The sequence below is a fragment of the Sphingobacterium sp. SGG-5 genome (assembly GCF_011043525.1).
In the GTDB taxonomy this organism is placed as follows: domain Bacteria; phylum Bacteroidota; class Bacteroidia; order Sphingobacteriales; family Sphingobacteriaceae; genus Sphingobacterium.
On record NZ_JAAKGO010000005.1, the window covers coordinates 343,968 to 362,594 of the forward strand.

Here is an 18,627-nt window from a genome sequence, read left to right on the forward strand (position 1 = left end):
ATATGAAAACAATAAAACTTATCATCAACGAATTGGGAGCTTGGCTGGTATGTGGCAGAACAAGCTACTTATGCATCAGCTGCCTGTTATTGACTTTGAGCTCCTGCGGTAAAGACGAAGATCCACGTCCACAGCTGGAGGATGGAAAGAGTACGGTCGTCCACGATCTTGCCGGAGATATTGAGGCAGCCATGGGTGAAGGTGTGGACGGCAAGGAAGATCGAGATTTTTATACTTTTCTTTTCCGCTTTCGGGACAAACGCCAGATCTGGATCAAAACCAAGCAAGATTCGTTGCAGTGGCTAAAAACCAACGAGTGGGATATTGCTTTTACAGGGCCTTATAATTCGGAGATCTATATCAATAACGCAAATTATCCGGCAAATCCCGGTTATGAGGGGGAAGCTGCAAACACAGCGGTTATCAAAGTCGATCAATCTTATGAAGCGGTGGCTATAGCACCGGATGACAATGCATTTGATCAGAGTACAGTTACTAAAATCGGTTGGGCGCCCTCGACTTCTTCCAACGGTTGGTTTCAATATAGCTTGGAGACACATATTATGTTAGCTATCCCTAACCGGACATATGTTATCCGCCTGCCCGATGGCAAATACGCCAAATTGCAGCTTATCAACGCTTATAAAGGTAATCCAACGGCAGTAACGAATATGAACTGGCCTGCACCGTATTACACTTTTCGTTATTATGTACAGCAAGATGGCAGTAAAGACTTAAACACAAAATAGAAACAACATAATCCAACTTTTTAAATTTAATTTTTATAAAAATGAACAAACTATTTACTACAGCGGCGTTAGCATGCGCATTGACATTAGGACTTACGTCATGTGATAAGGACAAAAATGGTGAAGAAATAGCCACCCTTCTGGATAGCAAGGCAACCATACAAAGCAAGACGATGATACCCGACGAGGAATCAACGATCTTCTTTAATATCGACACCAACAACGAAGCAGAGGAAACTGCATCGCAAATTTCACTTTCGGGCACGATGAATCTTGATCTGAAATTAACTGAGCCAACCAAGTATCGCTTGGGTTATTTCGATTCAGAAATCAAAAATATCGAAGGAATTAAAGTGGCTGTATTAGACACAGCCTCAATAAATTACACAGATAAATTGACTATGAATATGATCAGTGGACCTATGCCGTCAATACCAAATGGATGGTACAATTATCTATTCACCAATCACACCGTTGCTCCAATCGAAGGAAGATATGTAATACTTTTCGAAGGAAATGAGGATACTGACTTTAGCAATACCTTAGATAAGGTATATATTATCCAACTTACTGCTATTACTCAAAACGGAGGGACGGCGGATGACTTCAGTATAAAAACAAAAATATTTACAAAATAATAAAACTCATGTCAAGCTTAATTTTATTAAAAAACAGTCTCCGGGCCGCGTTGCTTATCGGTTTATTAGCAACTGTAACCGTACAATATGCTTGTGATAAGGACAACACCGTTCCAGAAGATACAGGAAAAACAGACAACTATTATAAATTAATACGTGTTAAAAACCTTCCGATTGCTCCAACCGATGAGGGCTCAACACCCAACCCCGATGATCATTATTTATACAGCTTATCCGAAAACAGAACAATACCTATTGATTCTGCTAATTCAACAAAATGGGATCTAGCCTTTGGGGGAATGTTCACCAGTTTTCTTTCTGCAAACAATGGAAATGACGATGATAATTACGGAAAAGGAAGTGGAGGGAAAGGTGAAATTGCTATTGTAGAAAGCACATTTGATGAAGTAACAGAAATTCCTCAGAACCTCACCTATCATACCGGCAAAGATATTATTGGCACGGATGATCAAGGGTTCTTCGGTAATGGAATAGGTTGGTACCTCTACGATTTTAATGGAACATATGTCCGAGAGGGTGCAGCGGAAGATCAACATGTGGCGTATGCGTTAGCGGAACCTATTACAAAAAAAGATGGAACAACCGTACAGCCACGTACCGTCATCCTCAAAACGGCGAAGGGTGATTATGCCAAGATCAAAATGATCTCTTGCTATAAAGATTTGTTTAGCCAAGAACTTTGGAAAAAGGGCGAACCAATCATGTACGCTACTTTTGAGTATATACTCATACCTGCGGGCAGCACAAAGTTTGAAATAAAATAATTCAGAGCAGGAAAAGGCTATGTTTTAAAGCGTTTTGCATACATCATTAAGCAAAAAGCAGCAAGCAAACTGAAGAAGAAATACGGACATTTGTATAGTGATAAGCATATTGCCCTGTGCAGTATCGCAAATAGAGAGATGAAAGATCACAATACTCAATACGAATAAAGTTATGTTACATCAGAATATCAAAGAAAACACCAAAGAAGCTCACCAAACATTGGAGGGCGTAGTAGTACGTCAGTTGAAGAGCGTACGTTCCAACGCAGACTATGCCGACGTATTAAAGAACTTTTATGCTTATTTCAATACAGTAGAAAAAGCAATTGCACCGTTCATTACATCAGAAGTATTGCCTGATTATGCAGAACGCCGCAATTCTTCACACATAAAAGCCGATATCGAGGAACTTCGCGGTACGACCGACACACTTCCTGAAGCTGTTGCACCCCAGGTGAATAATGCTTTGGAAGCATTATCTGCTCTTTATGTCCTGGAAGGGTCGATCATGGGTGGCCCTTATATTGTCCAAATGCTCAATAAATATGGCATTACACAGGGAACCTCCTTCTTTTCTGGATATGGAGAAGATACCGGAAAAATGTGGGGTGTCTTTACAGCTGTATTAAATAAATACGGTGAAGATCCGGCGACACATGAAAGAGCTGTTGCAGTGGCAAACGAAACATTCTCCCGCTTCGGCGATGTATTTGCCGCGGCAACTGTCTAATAAAAAATCATCTTACTTCCCAAGAAGTATATTCAGGTGAAAAAAGAAAAGAATAATAAAATCTGGTTGAAACGCGTCGGTATCGGCGCGTTTTTATTCTTTCTCGTCAAAGGTTTGATCTGGCTGGGACTGTTCTTCTTCGCCGCTAAATCTTGTGTCCAATAAAGAAACCAGACACCTTCTGGAATTCCTACAACCACCCTGTAACTTTGTAATCATGTAACCCTATAACTATATAACCTCGCAACCAAAAAACTACTTAAATACTTTCGATAAGATACCAGATCAAAAAGACACTGATAAACACAATACAGGCCGTCAGGTAAGTAATTGTCGGACTGGAACTGGAATAGTGATCTACATCCAATTGCTTTTCTATCTTCTTGTAATTGAGGTAAGCCATTACGGCCGTCATCACACCTATCGCTACCAATACCACGCCTATAATACCCGAGTACCCAAATTGCGAAGGGTTTGGCTCTTTCCCCACAAATAGGGAAATCTGTTTAATGAACATCGAAAATTTTACGACAATAAAACCAAACCCCATAATCCCAATACTCGTTCTGATCCAGGCGAGAAAAGTTCGCTCATTGGCGAGGTGATCCGTAGGCTTTCCTTTTTGCTTGTTATCCATTATAATACCAAACTACAAAATATAATTTTAGTTTTTGGTAAATAAAAAAAGGTTTTCAAACGGGGAGAATGAAAACCTTTACTAACCAATTATAAACCTAAATTATGATACTACAAATGTAAGTGTATTATTAACACTATGCAAATGTTTTTTACGTTGAAAACCAGAAAAGACATCACGATGACAAAAGATACGTAAAACATCGTGCTGGCAACCTAAAAAACTTTTAGGCATAATCGTTCGGTTTGATTATTTTTGTGCCAAGATGTCAGAACTGAAATACAACCAAAGAGGCGTATCCGCTGGAAAAGAGGATGTCCACAATGCTATAAAAAACATTGATAAAGGGCTTTATCCCAAAGCATTTTGTAAGATCATACCCGATATCCTAGGCGGCGATGCATCTTGGTGTAATATCATGCATGCGGACGGTGCTGGCACAAAATCCTCGTTGGCGTATGTATACTGGAAAGAAACCGGAGACGCATCAGTCTGGAAAGGGATCGCTCAAGATGCGATCATCATGAATATCGATGATTTACTCTGCGTGGGTGCGGTTGACAATATTTTACTTTCCTCAACTATCGGACGTAATAAAAACCTTATTCCGGGTGAAGTCATAGCGGAGATCATCAATGGAACCGAGGAAATATTGGCTGATCTGCGTGATCTGGGCATAGGCATCTACTCCACAGGAGGCGAAACGGCTGATGTAGGCGATCTTGTACGCACCATTATTGTTGACAGTACCGTAACTTGCCGTATGAAACGCGAAGACGTTATTTCCAACCACCGGATTCAGGCAGGTGATGTTATTGTCGGGCTTGCTTCGAATGGCCAGGCTACTTATGAAAAAGAATACAACGGCGGCATGGGTTCCAACGGACTTACCTCCGCCCGTCATGACGTGTTTCACAAATACGTTGCTGAGAAGTATCCGGAGAGTTATGATCCTGCCGTCCCTTATGACCTCGTATTTGCAGGTGGAAAAGCCCTGACCGACACCATTAAAGTAGAGACAGGAGAAGAGGTCACCGCTGGAAAGCTCGTACTATCCCCTACCCGCACCTACGCACCTGTTATCAAACAAATATTAGACAAATACCGCGCACAAGTTCACGGCATGGTCCATTGTTCGGGTGGCGCACAAACGAAAGTCCTTCACTTTATCGATGATTTAAAAGTTATCAAAGACAACCTTTTTCCAACACCCCCGCTCTTCGAGTTGATCCAACGCGAATCGAATACCAGTTGGCAAGAGATGTACAAAGTATTTAACATGGGGCATCGCATGGAGCTGTATGTTCCGGCATCCATCGCCGATGATATCATCGCTATTTCGAATACTTTCGGTATTCCGGCACAGATTATTGGACGTGTAGAAAGTTTCAACAAAAAACAAATTGTCCTCGAATCGCCTTACGGCACATTCATTTACGCGTAAAAATCCCGTGAACACAAAACCCATCATAGGTCGCCATGAAATTGTAGACCTGCCGGAACTCGGCATGTACAATATTTATGCGAAAATAGATACAGGTGCGGATACATCGGTGTTACATTGTGAAGATTTCAGTATCTTTGAAAAAGATGGACATCGATTTATCACCTGCCACATCTGTCCGCATTTGGAAGATGACGAAGTGTTGACATTAACATTTCCAGTGCATCGGGAACGTGTCGTAAAAAGCTCTTTCGGGCAAACAGAGACACGGCATATTTTTATTACCAAGATAAGATTATTTGATCGGCTATATGATATCAAGCTTTCACTACGCGACCGTTCATCCATGTCTTATCCAATGCTTCTCGGTCGAAATTTTATAAGTGGCAAGTTTTTGGTCGATGTTTCCCGGAAGAATTTAGCTAAAAATAGTTTATGAAAATCGCCGTATTATCTTCCAACAGACAGCTTTATTCGACCCGCCGCTTAGTGGAAGCAGCCACCCAACGAGGACACGAATGTGTAGTCATTGATCACAGCAAATGTTATGTAGGTATCCAGCAAGGGAAACCAAGTATACACTACAAGGGCCAAGGAATTGGCGACATTGACGCCATCATACCACGGATAGGTGCATCGATCACTTTTTACGGTTCTGCTATTGTGCGCCAATTTGAGGTTATGAATGTGATCTCTGCCAATCCCAGTCAGGCTATCACCCGCTCCCGGGACAAGCTACGATGCATGCAGATCCTGTCAGGTGCAGGATTGGGTTTGCCCATTACAGGTTTCGCCCGTACGGCATCAGATGTAGACGATCTGATTAATATGGTCGGCGGTGCACCGCTCGTTATTAAGTTGCTGGAAGGTACGCAAGGAATTGGCGTCGTCCTGGCCGAAACCAAAAAAGCAGCTTCGTCTGTTATCGAAGCCTTCTATGGTTTGGGAAACAATATTCTGATACAAGAATACATCAAAGAAGCAAAAGGAACAGATATACGTGCTTTCGTGGTCGATGGTAAAGTTGTCGGTGCTATGAAAAGAACAGCTCGGGAGGGCGAATTCCGCTCCAACCTCCACCGCGGTGGCACCGCCGAAGTTGTCAAGCTGACACGTAAAGAAAAAGAGACTGCAGTTGCTGCAGCGCGTGCTATGGGGCTAACAGTTGCTGGAGTAGATATGCTTCCCTCTGCGCGTGGACCACTGATTTTGGAAGTGAATTCCTCGCCGGGCTTGGAAGGTATAGAACAGGCTACCCATAAAGATATCGCCGGGGAAATTATCAAGTATCTGGAACGTCAATACGAGACCAAGCAAAAAATAAAACCTGCCGTCAAGAAGCGACAGGTTAAAAAAGAAAGTAGGCTGTAAAATTAAGCGTGATCCAATAGCTGTAACACGCTGTACACCATCGCTCCTATTGCATGCTCAAATGCATCCTCATCGATCTGGAACGTCGGTGTATGCAATGCCGAGGTCATACCTTTTTCTGCATTGCCCGTACCGATGAAATAAAATAATGCAGGATAGGTATACGAGTAGTAAGCAAAATCTTCTGCAGCGGTCCAGATACCGAGCTGTTCAAAGTTGTCCGCCGACACATAGTCTTTCAGATAAGATGATACCGTACCTGTCAACGCCTCATCATTAACCAATACTGGGTATCCTCGTCGGATTTCTACTTCTGCTGTCGCTCCGTAGATCGGTGGCAGCTCTTTTATCTGCTTCTCGATCAGCTCCAATGCCTGTTTGCGCCAGCTCTCGTCCATCGTCCGAAAAGTGCCTTCCAACGTCACTTCATTTGGAATCACATTCGTCGCTCCATTCGCAAGAACCTTACCAAAAGACAAGACAGAAGGAATAGCGGGGTCCGCAAATCTTGACACAATTTGTTGTAAAGATAAGATCAGCTGCGCTGCAATGACAACCGGATCAATATTCAAGTGTGGTTGTGCTCCATGCCCTCCTTTACCTTTAAGACTGATAAATATTTCGTCGGCCGAAGCCATAAACTTACCTGGTCGCACACCGATCCTACCTACTTCTAAACCCGGTGAGACATGCAAACCGATAACACCTTTCACATCTGGGCCAGGAGGAGGTAATTTTTTAGCGGCTAAGATCGAAAGCGCACCTCCTGGTATTTTTTCCTCTGCAGGTTGGAATATACCGACTACAGTACCCGAAAAATCAGCCTCCATTTCCTTAAGAATGCTTAAGACCGCCAGCAAATTGGCGGTATGAAAATCATGTCCACAGGCATGCATGATGCCTTCATTTTGGGAAGTAAAATCGGTATCATTTTCCTCGTGGATAGGCAATGCATCCATATCGGCACGCAAGATTACAGTCTGTGTGCTGTTCGATTTCTTTCCGACAATCTTTGCTAACACACCGGTATCCGCCACCACCTCAAAGTCAATCGCATGAGACCGCAATACGCTTTGCACATATTCGCTCGTTTTGTATTCCTGAAAGGACAATTCAGGGAAACGGTGTAAATGTCTTCTATTAGAAATAGCCTCGTTCTTTACTGAAGAGACTATTTCTTTTATTTTTTCTATCATTATTAAGATAAAATTAGCCCGACGTAATCGTTTTACTAACGACGGAGTGCCTATACCTTAACAAGGTAGGTACTTAAGAACTTTTTCACAAATTTATCATCGTTTAAATCCGGATACGCTTCATAAACCCGGGAGATCTCATCATACTGCCCTTCAGACAATACTTCTTCCGGATTCAGACACCATATCCCTTTCATCAAACCCTGCCGCCGTAATACCTCATGTATACCCGGAATACAGCCTTTAAAATCATGTGCCGGGTCAAACAAAGCCGCATTCACATCGGTCACCTGATTAGCGATAACCTGCAGTTCCTTCCATTTCTCATAAGAGGGATTTTCCTTGTAATCTTTGACTTTCGCCAATAATTCCACCGCTTTATGGGTCCAAACAGCCCAATGCCCCAACAGTCCTCCTCTGAATTCTACATCCACATCTTCCTCTCCCACACGGAACCTATACACCGACAAAAGGTCCTGTACAATATTATCATCGTTACCGGTATATAATGCAATCTCATCCCGACGGGATGAATTGGCGATAGCACGGACAACGTCTAACGTCTGATAGCGGTTGAAAGAAGCACATTTGATCGCTTCCACATTTTCGATCTCCACAAACTTTGACCAGAAATCATAGGTAAATATCCGTCCGCCAACAGATGGCTGAAGGTAGAAACCGAATACCGGAATAATCCGGGCCACAGCTTCCGTGCGTTCCAATATTTCCGCCTCGGTCAGGTTGTGCAAGCCACCCATGCTCAGCAGCCCCATATCATAACCGAGATCGGCAGCTACCTGTGCTTCGCGGACAGCCTGATCGACCTGCCCACATATGCCGGCTATCTTCACAAACGGCCTGTCCAGATCAGCAGCTTCGATACCCTCTGCCGCAACCTGCAGCACCTTTTCAAAAAGACTATGTTCCGACAGACGGATTTCGAACTGCGTCGAATGAACCGCTACCGCAATACCTCCTGCACCGCTTTGGATATAATAGTTCGTCAACAGCCGTTGATTTTCCTCATCAAACCGACGGTTCTCATCCAATGCTAAAGGATGCGCCGGGATAACTGTTCCTTCCATCAATAATGACTTCAGAGCACCATCTAATTTTTTCATTAAAACTTTCCTCCTCTTTCTTGAAAATGTGTATCCTTACCAAAATCTTCCCCGTTGTTTAAAATCCACTGCGCCGTAATGGCAATAATCTCCTGTATACCTACTTTCGGGTAACCGAAAATCCGGTGACATTCCGAAGCATTGTTCAGCAAAGCTGTCTGCGCCGGTTCGTTCACGAAAATGGGTTGACGTCCCAACACATCACCCAACTTTTCGGCAATCCACTTTATTGACAGAATTTCCGGACCTGTTACATTTAATACCTTGGCTGGGCTTTCCGTATGTAACAGGCTCCGTATTGCAATTTCATTGGCGTCACCTTGCCATATTACATTTACATTATTTGTACGGATATCTATTGCCTGACCGCTATAAACTTGCTTCGCTATTTCGCGAACCACACCATACCGAAAATCAACGGCATAGTTCAACCGGTATAACAACACTGGCGTACCATTCTTTTTGCTGAAGTACGTAAATATCCGCTCACGCCCCAACGTACTCTGCGCATACTCACCGATAGGTTCTGGCATCACACGCTCGTCTGCCCCCGCAGAGTGGACATCTACAAAAGGCAATACGTTACCGGAAGAGAATGCTACGATACGCGAGTCCTTGAATTTTTCGGCCACACGGCCCGGAAGGTACGTGTTCATAGCCCATGTAAAGTCCTCCTTGCCTGTCGCACCGAACTTAAACCCTGCTAGGTAGATTACATTTTTGACCTCCGGTAATGCCTGTAGCGCGTTATCATCCAGCAGATCGCAAACTATAGTTTCTACACCTATTCCTTCCAGGTATGCTCTACCCGAAGCATCCGAAAAACGGGAAGCTCCGTATACCTTTCTATTCAGTCCAAGCTTCTTTAAGCCATCCATTAACAACTTCGCCATACTAGGCCCCATTTTTCCTCCGATACCCAAAAAAATAAAGTCACCGTCGATCTTTGACAGATCATTAAGGAATGCTTCCGACGGGCGGGTATATCTTTCTTCCAATTCTACTAAAACCTGATTATCCATATTATTTTAAAAACATATCGTAAATATTACTCACCATAAGAATACTGATTACCGCGAGGCCTAAAGCTCCGGCAATCCTATAAAACCGGTTATTGGCATGCGCCCCCATAATCGATTTATCATTAGCAATGATATAGATGGATACGCCAATAAAAGGTACGAGAAAAATCGTAACACTCTGTGCGAGGACAATCAATTCTAAAGGCAGCCGACCAAAAGAGATCGCCACAAGACAGCCCAGGATCATGACAATGGAGATCAGTATTTTGACTTTCTTTGAACTTAGGCTACTTCCAAAACCAAGCGCATCGCCCAATAGTGCCCCGCCTACCGTAGCATTGCCGACCAAAGAAGAAAAAGCCGCCCCAAAGAGACCGACAAAGAATAACGAACTGGCATGCTTACCGAATAAAGGTTCTAAAGCTTTTCCCATTTCCGCTGCACTTCCCACGTGGATACCTTTGGGGAACAGTACCGCGGCCGCACATACGACGACAGACGCACTCATAAATCCAAGTATCGCTACACCGGTATAGGCTCCCCGCGCCGAATTTTTAATATTAACACCCTCATGGCTTGATTTTCGGCGCTCCTGAATCAAATAAGTCTGATAAAAGGCCCCCACCAGCGAAAAGCAAGAAGCCGTGAACGCAATGACCAAGCCAAGCGAACCTGTAGGCATTGTCGGTACAAATCCCGTAAAAAAACGCCCGGCATCGATATCTGCCAGAAATAAGGTCGCAATAAAACAGGCCAGCATGACCAGCACTAAACCCAACATGAGCTTCTCCATAACCTTATAAAAAGACGGAAAAAACAATAGGGCGATTGCTAGGACAGTAAAGGTGATAATCCATATCGACATCGGTGTCCCGGTCGCTTCGCCGATAGCGATGCCGACGCCAATGCCGTTTCCTGCCTGAAAAGAAGTCGCTACCAGAAATATTCCCACACCTATCGCTATACCTATCCCCTTATTAAAGCGCTCTTTGATTAACGTCAGCAAAGACTTGTCGTGGATAACACCTATCCGTGCACACATCGCTGTATAAACACCCATAAAAAACAGCGCTAATCCGACGATCCACATCAGCGAATATTCGTAATCCGCTCCCATCTTCGAGGTGATGGTCATTTTGCTCGGACCAAATACTAAAGCCGCTGTAATAATCCCGGGACCTAGTATATTTAATAGTTTCTTCATTTTTTTATTTTTGTTTGTCGTGCTTTCTGTGCGTTTCTACCTGCATACTATCTATCGCCGCATAATTATTTCCAAAATTGTTCCTGACATACGTTGCTATTTCTGCAATCTCCTTATTCGATAAAAAGCTGAATGACGGCATCATTTGATCATAATCGATTTCATCTATTTTTATTTTTCCACTCAAACCGTTCAGCATGACATCGACAAATTTATGCTCATCTTTGATCCATTCTGTTTGGCGCAATGGCGGAAATATTCCTTTCTGCCCCGCCCCATCATCCTTATGGCAGGATGCACAATAAGCCTGATATAAAGATTTACCACTGTTCACATCTACAGTCTGTATCTCATTCTCCACGAGATACTTATTTGGTACAAAATCGATCTTCGTCAGCTTGAGAATACGGTCATCGGTCTCCAACGGGAAACCGACCTGTTTCTTCCAATCGCGATTGCTCGTCGCAATATAGATATTTCCCTTGTTATCACTGGTAATTGCACGAATCCGCCCATATACATCCTTGAGATAAACCTTTTCCGCAATCACCTCCGTCTGTTCGTCATTCAAACGCAACACGTGGAGGCTCTGGTCCTTCAAGGTACCTAACAGCAGCGAGTTTTTCCATTCCGGTATGATATCGGACTGTGGATAATGTAATGCAGCAGGAGCGATGACCGGAGTCCATGCCTTGATAGGCTCCGTCGTTCCGTGAAGTTGCGCATACGCTATCTCTTCAGGCAAATCGTGGTAGCCTTCAATCTTTTTCCAGCCGTAATTATGTAACGGCCTAATCCAGTTCAGCTCGTCTTCAATAGCATCACCGTGTTCCGAAGTAATGATATTGCCATTCAGCGTGACAGTTATCCCTTGCATATTGCGAAAGCCCCAAGCATACACGTAAGATCCGGGAATCGGATTGTCTTGAGGCACCTCTCCCTCATCCGTCATCCGTAGTATTTTTCCGTTCAACGTCGTCGAATCCTGAGCATGTGTTTGTGACGCAACATCTCCGGTAGCCCAATACAAAATATTTTTTTTATCAAAAACCATCCGTGAACCATTATGCGCTCTTGCTCCCTTAATCTTCAATAACACTTTGGTTTCCGAGATCATACCTTTATCGTATTTCAACCGCAACAGTTCACTAAAAATATGTTCGCCTTCCTTAACCGTATAACAGGTGTATAAGTAAGGCTTATGACGGAAATCCGGATGGACGGTCAAGGCCAAAAGACCTAATGTACGCTGCTGGTAAACGCGAGGTACAGTATAGATAGCTGTACGCTTATTTGTCTTCAGATTCAACTCCGAGATTGTGCCTTTTATTTCGGTAAAGAAAATAGAATTTGTCTCCGAATTGTATTGCATGTCCCAAGGAACATCGAGACTGTCAAGCAACTCCTCCACACCCAAAAAAGTAGTCTCCGATACTTTTACAAAATCGATATATCTATCTCTGTTCTCAAGAGCAACACAACCCAGCAAGAACAACATGCTGTATACCGCAAGCCAAACTATTCTTTGCATCGTTGCGCGCTTAGACTTTAATTTTTTCGAACAATGATTGTACATCACTAATTACAGGTTTCTCGTTTATCATATCTGCAAATATGCATAATACTTCGTTAACGTTAACGAAATGAGTTCAAAAAAATGCCCCAGTGGGGGCACTTTCTTTAATCAATTGCGCTAATATAACAATATTAATCCGATTCACAATATTTTTTTATTTTTTTTCATCGTGGCAACTTATTTTGCTTTAGTCTATTGATCTGATACTATTCTAACGTGTTGAAATAATCATAATAAACACTTCCGTACAGTTTGGAACCATCGTCGCCGGTCCGCACATGACAGCCATCTCCGCTCCAATGTTTGGTTGAGTATTTAATCAGTATCTTACCGGACTTGGGTGCATTCTTAAGAAAAACCACTTCCAACTTCTGGTTGATTTTTTGGCTTGCCAATACGCGATCTTTCGGATAATTCATGTTAAGGGCTCCTTTTGTCAAACTTTTGTCCACGCCATAGGAATAGGGATTCCGAATCACAGCATCGGATCCGTACACATTTTTTCCATCGACAATAACTTCACAGTTTTGGATGTTCCTACGATCGAATCCTTCGATTATACCTTCCGTATAGCCGGTCATCGGATTTGTTCTTAATGCGCTGGCGTCTATAACCACCTCCCTATCTCGGGTCTGTGAAAACTCATAATCATAAAAAGGCTGAACTTCCAGATTTTCGAAGTCTAATTCTTTGGAAATATCATTCATGAGATCCCAATATCCCCACAGCTCTCTTGCTCCGATAATAGGAAGTGGGTTAACCATAGAGGCTATCTTCACTTTTGGCCGGAGCGTTCTTATTCGATCGACAAATTTTCTGAATTCCTGCTCGAAGGCAGAAAAGGACCTGACCCGGATTTCCATGCCTTTAAGAATCGCTATATCTTTATACAGCAGCTCTTCGGGAGTAATAGGTCTATCGAAAAACAACTGATGGCTGGCTGCATCATATTTTTCCACTTTTCGTACGACGTATTCTCTATTGTTTGAAAAATATCCACCCAGAAACACATAATCTCCCTGCTGGGGGGGTGTATCTGCCTGATGGAGCTTATCCGACAAAAATGTCACGCTATTTGCTGTTATCTTTTCAATTTTTCCGACCCATTTTTGGAAATTATACGTATCTGCCTGCCCATTATAGGTAATAGATTTAGGCGGAAGTGTCCGGATAGACTGCAGTTCCTGTAACGTTAAATCAGGATGCTCAGTATAGAGTTTATACCCTCCCACGCTCCAGTCGTCATTTGGCGTCGTTTCCATGTATACAACATCTGGGTTAAATTCGGCTATTTTTTTATAACCGCGGTGAAATTCGTCTGGATTGTTAAAAAAAGCCAGTTTCCATCCACCTATACCTGCATTTTGAAAATGAAAAAACCGATTGGTCGCAAAATTGAAGATAAAATAAGGGAGCCCTTTTGTCCCTTTATAATTACCCTTTATCCGCAGTTCGACCTCTCGTTCCTTCACATCTTCAAATCGGTAAATTTTAATCGCACGGTCATCCGTCTCCCTGAAGTCCAATCCACTGGAGACCCGTGATGGTTTGGTGATATCAAAAGCGACATCTCCATCGCCAAATGGGCTTTCCAGTTCGCCTTTACCGGATTTGCCTATGGTGGTTTTTTCGTAACTGATCTCTTCACCATACGAAAAACCGACCGTCAGTTTATCGCCTTTGGCCGGTGCTTTACGGAAAGAAATCCAATGGTGCACCTCTGGATCGCCATTCTTGCCTTCGCCGTATTTCCGAATCACCATATAGTCCAAGCCGCCCGGAATTGCACCACCACCATAACCTCCTTGATTATGATCCCCTTGCAACAATTTCCCGTTTAACTGTATATGATGTCCAAATGTAAAGGCTCTGCCCAGATCAAATTGTTTGGTTTTGCCATCACCTTCAAACACCATATCTGCCGTGCCGATGGGACTGGGATTCCAATTATTGATGGTATCGTATAAAATGCCGTCTATGTATACTTCGATCAGGGAAGCGGATGCGTTGCTTCTTTCTATTCCCTGGACAAGCGTGATCTCATCTCCTGTAATCGAAAATTTGATGTTCGAGTTTACGCCGGCAATTTTCAAGGCATTACCACCAAAGAATTTTTGATCGTTCGGTCCGTTTAAATAAGCGTGCTCACCTTCCGCCTTTACCATATCCGCTTCAACCGTAGTGGACTTGTTTCTTTGTATATTCAAGATAGCCTCTCTCACCAAGCCGGATTGTAAAAAACCTCCTCCCCAGGTAACTGAGGAACCTGCGAAACTTATTCTCCAATTCTTGGAAGCTACGCTCTTTACCACTGATTTTTGTTGCCCAAAACAGACAGAGGAGACAATAAGCAATATTAAAATGTAATGGATTCTGTGTTTTATCATAAAAATATGTACATTAATTGTAATTAAATGTTGTGTTCCCGAGCATGATAACAAACAATTTATTGCTTGATGTACGGCGTATCTTCGATGCCCAGCTCCGGCCATCTGTCCTTAATCCATGACGGCCCTACATCGGTTCTCTTTAAGGGGCTTCGGATAATGTTTCCTTCCAGTGCACTCCCTGTCGGATAATAATACATCCCGTCTGCTCCCTTATACAACTGCGGATCCTCAATTGAGATCCCCGGTATGTCTCCAAGGCTGTTTAAATTCCCTTTAAAGAATATATTGCCCTCGTATTGGATATTCCCAATTGGTTCATCCAATACTTGAATAACAGGAACTGTGCTACTATTTCCAATGATTACATTCTCTTTGTAGGTTATGTTTTCTACAGGTACGATCATTTCACTAGTCTGGTTATAGTACTGGCCGATAAGAATATTTTTATCGTTGTCTATCAAAGTATTATTTGCGATCAGCACATTCTTGGTCGGATAATAACCGCCTTTACCGGGGTAATTATCAGGTTCACCCTCGTAAAGTACAATGGCAGCTTTTCCCTTGGCTCTTGTCCCTTGGATATAATTGCCGCTAATGATATTATCCTCACCGATAATTAAAATCCCTCCCGTATAACTCGGATTTTCTGCCGGTAGAATATAATTTTCGGCAATCAGGTTACCATTACCCTGCCTTACACAGATGCTTCCTGACGCATTGATGAACGTATTGTTCTTGATGATATTTCCGCCGGATTTTATATTGATAATCTTACCTATTCCGAGCATATTCTCAAAGATATTGGCTTCTACCGTCGTGCGTGATGCCGATAAGGCCTGTACTCCATCTCCTATACGGATGGCTGTTGCTCCACCGGCACCGATAGATGGCATATCTTTAAAATAGTTGTGATGGATATGGTGATAGTTTGCTTCGTTGGTAGCACGCCAAACGATCAAAAGCACACTATTGCTTGTCTTTCCCTGAAAGAAACAATGGTCTACCGTATTATTGGTCCCAAAAAGGCTGATCCATACATCTGCTCCATCTTCCCTCGGCCTATTGTATCCGGAAATTACGACATTCGTAAGCCGACTATGGTGGGCGGGAGCAGCTTTATAGTTGAATTTGATAAAATAGCTGGGCAACGAAGAGTATCCATCCTTGAAATGCAGACCATCAACAACCAGGTACTCCCCCGACATTTGTAGCGAAGACCGGCCCGAAATAACAACTCCTCCCGGCGACTGGGTTTTCAACGTGATGGGCTTTTCTTTCGTCCCATTGCCCGTAAATATAATATCCAGATCACGCCATACCCCATCTTTCATGACAATAATATCACCAGGGGCAACTTCTGCTATAGCCGTGTTGAGTTCTGCCTTCGAAGTCACTAACCTTCCCGTCGGCTCGTCTGGAGGAGGAGGATCGTCATCAACTGGCTTTTTGTCCGGATCCTTGATTATGGTCTCCTCTTTCTCCACGTAGTCTTCTCCGTTTTTTGAACACGATAAGATACCTACCCCAATAAAAAAAACAAGTGCTAATGTGGATACAGCTTTCATACCATTTTGTGAATAAAAACGATGAATAGGAAGTCGGCGTAATCCGACTTCCTGTCCTATCAAATTATAAAAGGTGTTTACTGTGGCTTGTACGTAACTTTAATGTCATCGAAATAACTATGTGTGTTTGCACTTGACGTGCTAAAGTAGAGACGGTTCACCTCCGTGCGCCCCCCATCCGTCGCAAGACCGCTTCCGAGCAAAACACCATCTCTATACACATTAAAGGTAGCACCGACCATTTCAATACGCAACTTGAACCATTCATCCCATATGACACTAGTGACTGGATTGAATTCCGTTATAGTAGCACCCGCATAATACCGTATCGTTGTGCTGAAATTACTTACTCTGGCAACGCTAGTTGTTCCATCATATAAGCCTATAAGGGTATTGGCGCTTTGAGCCGCTTGAAGATCAAGCTTCACCCACAGCTCTACCGTCACGTTCTCATACTTTTCAGCTGTGTTTTCCGAATTAAAATACCGGCCTATATTCCTTGTTCCACTAGTCTCAAGAAAAGCCAGACTTTTTGTACCGCTGACAGACATATTATCAGAAATAACCGCTTTGGTCGATGAAAGAGCATATCCCAACTCTTCCAGTGTCTCTGCACCATCAAAATGATGTTCAAACACAACGATATCAACAGGATCCGTTGTAAACGTTAGCGTCTGTGCCTCGCTGGCTAGCGTAACAGCGGTTGCTTTGATACGGACCTCTACCGATTTATCGCCGGTGAGATCGGGTCCATTTGGACCTGCTATCCAGTCTCCTCCATCTACCCTGTACTCGTGAACGGCCGCAAGGCCGACGATGATATTCGATATGTCGTCAGCAACCAAATTCGGAGCAGCTGCCGGAGCTGCGATAATAGCCACCGGCCTTTTGTGTGTATGATCGCTCGCCGCACGAACATAGACCCGACCAACGGCGAAGGTAACTGCCGTATTGACATCGCTGGCTAAGAGCCAATCGCCATCTGTTCCATCGGTAGAATTTAAACTGTACTCCATCTCGGTGGTCGTACCTTTAATAATCCCTTCGGCGATATCAACCGATACATCACTCAGGTACACGAGATCCATATTGTCCGAACCTAAACTTATTACCAATCGTACATTTGCCGGATTAGTTGTTTCACGGATATACACGCGTCCGTCGTCACCGAAAGCAACCACCGTACTTCCGTCACTGGCCGCCTCCCAATCCCCGTCTACCCCATCAGTAGAATTCAAACTATATTCCATCGCAGTAGTCGTCCCGGTGATGATTCCCCCCTGTAGATCCACACCGACCTTCGTCAGATCCATAGGTTCAGCACCGACATCCGGATCATTCTTCGAACAAGCCATTAAGCCGACGACTAAAAAGATAACAGCCAACACGCCGAATAGCCTTGAAAATATAGACGAAAGACCCTGTCTTCCTCCTTGCGGTTTATGTTCTTTGTTCATGACACTTTGTTCTAATTTATTGGTTAGTTTTTATAGCACGATGATACTCAATTCCGCAAGACGCGGACATCATCGATATATGCCGCCTTATTGCCGACAGAATAGAAAATAGTGTTTACCTTGGTGTGTCCGCCGAGCGTGGGAATATTCTCCCCCACGAGCTTATCGTTCATGTACACATTGTATTTGTTGCCCGTGATCGCTATTCGGACAGTCACCCATTCATTGGCACTATATGGAGCAAGCGTATTTTTCTCATTAGCGTCGTTTATGTAGATCAAGTTTTTACTGAACATGTTGGTCTTCACCACCGCATCCCGTCCATTATACAGGGAGATCCCAAAAGATCCGCCCATTTCGGGAACGTTTACCTTCCATTCGACCGTCGCGTTCGGCACACCGACATTGTCAAATTTTTTCCTTAGATTGAGCTGTTTGACAGCAAAGAAAACACTGTTTTCTCCGCTTGCGCTTCTATCGGAGGAAATGACGGGTCTTTCCGACATACCTTGGGCAGCTCCCGGCCGGTAGCCCAAAGCCTCCAGGCTCTTGCCATCATCAAAATTATCCTCAAATACGGCTTGTTGAGCTGCCGCTTGTCCGGGCATATTTAGCAGGAACATGACTAATAATGCTCCCATCCATGATGCTATTCCTCTTTTTTTAATTTCTCTTACTTTTTTCATGATTTGCTTTTTTTAATAATGTTCTATATAAAATTCTACCCGATGATTCCGTTTGT

17 protein-coding genes are annotated in these 18,627 nt (G+C 43.4%); 7 read left to right on the forward strand and 10 right to left on the reverse strand.

Annotated features, from left to right (window positions below):
• Positions 1 to 2: 2 nt before the first annotated feature.
• The 4 genes from G5B30_RS09895 (at position 3) to G5B30_RS09910 (ending at position 2,902) form a co-directional block, all read left to right on the forward strand.
• Positions 3 to 749 carry an HmuY family protein gene (locus tag G5B30_RS09895; RefSeq protein WP_165319815.1) on the forward strand — a complete coding sequence of 249 codons (747 nt, stop codon included), beginning with the start codon at positions 3 to 5 and terminating at the stop codon, positions 747 to 749.
• Positions 750 to 790: 41 nt separating this feature from the next.
• Positions 791 to 1,387: a hypothetical protein gene (locus tag G5B30_RS09900; protein ID WP_165319816.1), complete on the forward strand. Its 597-nt coding sequence runs from the start codon at positions 791 to 793 to the stop codon at positions 1,385 to 1,387.
• Positions 1,388 to 1,395: 8 nt separating this feature from the next.
• Positions 1,396 to 2,172, forward strand: a complete 777-nt coding sequence (locus G5B30_RS09905) for an HmuY family protein (protein WP_165319817.1) — start codon at positions 1,396 to 1,398, stop codon at positions 2,170 to 2,172.
• Between the two features lie 172 nt (positions 2,173 to 2,344).
• Entirely contained in the window at positions 2,345 to 2,902 is a 558-nt protein-coding gene (locus G5B30_RS09910; RefSeq protein ID WP_165319818.1) for a biliverdin-producing heme oxygenase, read from the forward strand.
• Between the two features lie 259 nt (positions 2,903 to 3,161).
• On the opposite strand, the gene G5B30_RS09915 is transcribed toward G5B30_RS09910, so the two are convergent.
• Complete coding sequence (locus G5B30_RS09915; protein ID WP_165319819.1) at positions 3,162 to 3,539, reverse strand: YidH family protein; 378 nt, start codon at positions 3,537 to 3,539, stop codon at positions 3,162 to 3,164.
• 265 nt (positions 3,540 to 3,804) lie between these two features.
• On the opposite strand from G5B30_RS09915, the gene G5B30_RS09920 reads away from it, so the two are divergent.
• The 3 genes from G5B30_RS09920 to rimK are packed head-to-tail and all read left to right on the forward strand — an operon-like array spanning position 3,805 to position 6,354.
• The gene (locus G5B30_RS09920) at positions 3,805 to 4,983 is read left to right on the forward strand and encodes an AIR synthase related protein (RefSeq protein WP_165319820.1); all 1,179 of its coding nucleotides are present in this window, start codon (positions 3,805 to 3,807) and stop codon (positions 4,981 to 4,983) included.
• A gap of 7 nt (positions 4,984 to 4,990) precedes the next feature.
• On the forward strand, positions 4,991 to 5,422 hold the full coding sequence (locus G5B30_RS09925) for an ATP-dependent zinc protease (RefSeq protein WP_317164335.1): 432 nt from the start codon (positions 4,991 to 4,993) through the stop codon (positions 5,420 to 5,422).
• Complete coding sequence (gene rimK / locus G5B30_RS09930) at positions 5,419 to 6,354, forward strand: 30S ribosomal protein S6--L-glutamate ligase (RefSeq protein WP_165319821.1); 936 nt, start codon at positions 5,419 to 5,421, stop codon at positions 6,352 to 6,354. Before G5B30_RS09925 ends, rimK begins: the two co-directional genes overlap by 4 nt.
• Positions 6,355 to 6,356: 2 nt before the next feature.
• Here the strand turns inward: rimK and G5B30_RS09935 are convergent, their stop codons facing one another.
• From G5B30_RS09935 to G5B30_RS09975, 9 genes are all read right to left on the reverse strand, one after another.
• On the reverse strand, positions 6,357 to 7,550 hold the full coding sequence (locus G5B30_RS09935; RefSeq protein ID WP_206367073.1) for a M20 family metallopeptidase: 1,194 nt from the start codon (positions 7,548 to 7,550) through the stop codon (positions 6,357 to 6,359).
• Positions 7,551 to 7,600: 50 nt separating this feature from the next.
• A complete protein-coding gene (locus G5B30_RS09940) occupies positions 7,601 to 8,671 on the reverse strand; it encodes a dihydrodipicolinate synthase family protein (RefSeq protein WP_165319822.1) in 1,071 nt (356 codons plus the stop codon).
• On the reverse strand, positions 8,671 to 9,693 hold the full coding sequence (locus tag G5B30_RS09945; RefSeq protein WP_165319823.1) for an NAD-dependent epimerase/dehydratase family protein: 1,023 nt from the start codon (positions 9,691 to 9,693) through the stop codon (positions 8,671 to 8,673). The genes G5B30_RS09940 and G5B30_RS09945 overlap by 1 nt, the downstream gene beginning before the upstream one ends.
• 1 nt (position 9,694) lies before the next feature.
• Entirely contained in the window at positions 9,695 to 10,897 is a 1,203-nt protein-coding gene (locus tag G5B30_RS09950) for an NRAMP family divalent metal transporter (RefSeq protein ID WP_165319824.1), read from the reverse strand.
• 4 nt (positions 10,898 to 10,901) lie between these two features.
• Positions 10,902 to 12,428: a PQQ-dependent sugar dehydrogenase gene (locus G5B30_RS09955; RefSeq protein ID WP_165319825.1), complete on the reverse strand. Its 1,527-nt coding sequence runs from the start codon at positions 12,426 to 12,428 to the stop codon at positions 10,902 to 10,904.
• Positions 12,429 to 12,679: 251 nt separating this feature from the next.
• Complete coding sequence (locus tag G5B30_RS09960; RefSeq protein WP_165319826.1) at positions 12,680 to 14,680, reverse strand: hypothetical protein; 2,001 nt, start codon at positions 14,678 to 14,680, stop codon at positions 12,680 to 12,682.
• Between the two features lie 239 nt (positions 14,681 to 14,919).
• Positions 14,920 to 16,428: a polysaccharide lyase 6 family protein gene (locus G5B30_RS09965; protein WP_165319827.1), complete on the reverse strand. Its 1,509-nt coding sequence runs from the start codon at positions 16,426 to 16,428 to the stop codon at positions 14,920 to 14,922.
• Between the two features lie 77 nt (positions 16,429 to 16,505).
• Positions 16,506 to 17,885, reverse strand: coding sequence for a hypothetical protein (locus tag G5B30_RS09970; protein ID WP_165319828.1), 1,380 nt, complete (start codon positions 17,883 to 17,885; stop codon positions 16,506 to 16,508).
• Positions 17,886 to 17,932: 47 nt separating this feature from the next.
• Complete coding sequence (locus tag G5B30_RS09975) at positions 17,933 to 18,571, reverse strand: hypothetical protein (RefSeq protein ID WP_165319829.1); 639 nt, start codon at positions 18,569 to 18,571, stop codon at positions 17,933 to 17,935.
• Positions 18,572 to 18,627: the final 56 nt, after the last annotated feature.